This is a genomic window from Streptomyces sp. 8L, from assembly GCF_020176795.1.
GTDB lineage: Bacteria > Actinomycetota > Actinomycetes > Streptomycetales > Streptomycetaceae > Streptomyces.
Genome location: NZ_JAIUKE010000924.1, coordinates 1 through 950 on the forward strand (window position 1 = coordinate 1; position 950 = coordinate 950).

Consider the following 950-nt stretch of genomic DNA (forward strand, 5'->3'; position numbering starts at 1 on the left):
GGCCGGCGCGGGCGCCGGCGGGGGGGGGGGGCGCCGGGGCCCGGGGGGGGGGCCCCGCCCCCCGGGGGGGGCGCCCCCGGCCCCGGGGCCGCGAGAGTCGGCGGAGGCCGTCGGAGGCTCGCTCGGCGGACCGGTCGGGGACCGGCTGGCCGGGGCGGCGGCCGAGATCGTGCTCGGCGGCGAACCGTCCGCGGCGGGGGGGAGGTTCGGGGAGATACCCGGAGCCTCCGGGCTCGCCCGGTGTCTGGAGCGGGCCTCTGTCACCGGCGCGCCCGCGGCCGAGCCGCTCGCCCGGCTGGCCGACGGACTCCGGGCCGAGCGGACCAGACGGGCCACGGCCGGGGCGCAGCGCGCGCAGGTCCTGATCACCGGGCCGGTGGGCCTGTGCTTCCTGCCGGCCTTCCTCGCGACGGGCGTGGCACCCGTGGTGATGGGGCTGGCCACCGGCCTGCTGAACAGCGGCTGACCCCGCGCGGGAGGCGGCCGGACGAAAGCGCTGACGCCGAGGAGAGCGGGCCGCGGTGCCGGCCCGCGGTGCCGGCCCTCGGTGCTGGCCCCCGGTGTCGGTTCTCAGGGCCGCGCACCGGTGCTGTGCCTCGGCGCCGGACGGCGGGACGCAGCAACGAGGAGAAGGCGCGACGCCCGCAGGCGCGACAGCTCGTGGGTGCGACGGCTCGCAGTACGACGGATCACAGAAGTGACTGACCACAGAACGAATACGGACCACAGAACGAATTCAGACGGCGGCAACGCCGGACAGGGGGAGTGTGCGATGAGGACTGCCATGAGGACGTGGATCAAGGCGCTGTGGTCGCGGCGCATGCGTTCGGACGCCGGTATGACGACGTCGGAGTACGCGATGGGGACGAGGGTTATCTAGTGCTGTCAAGCATCACAGCAGGTCATAGGCAATACAAACTTTCAGACACGTGAGGCATGTTGGCGTAAGC

Annotated in this window: 2 protein-coding genes; both read left to right on the forward strand. The window is 74.5% G+C overall.

Features of this window, described 5'->3' with window-relative positions:
* Positions 1–466, forward strand: a 466-nt coding sequence (locus LCE31_RS39905) for a type II secretion system F family protein (protein ID WP_225023204.1), incomplete at its 5' end; no start/stop codon positions are given.
* A gap of 306 nt (positions 467–772) precedes the next feature.
* Complete coding sequence (locus tag LCE31_RS39910; RefSeq protein WP_225023205.1) at positions 773–880, forward strand: DUF4244 domain-containing protein; 108 nt, start codon at positions 773–775, stop codon at positions 878–880.
* Positions 881–950 lie beyond the last annotated feature (70 nt).

Excerpts from the sequence above, each read along its gene's own strand:
- LCE31_RS39910 (WP_225023205.1), top strand. The coding sequence starts at position 773 with ATGAGGACTGCCATGAGGACGTGGATCAAGGCGCTGTGGTCGCGGCGC.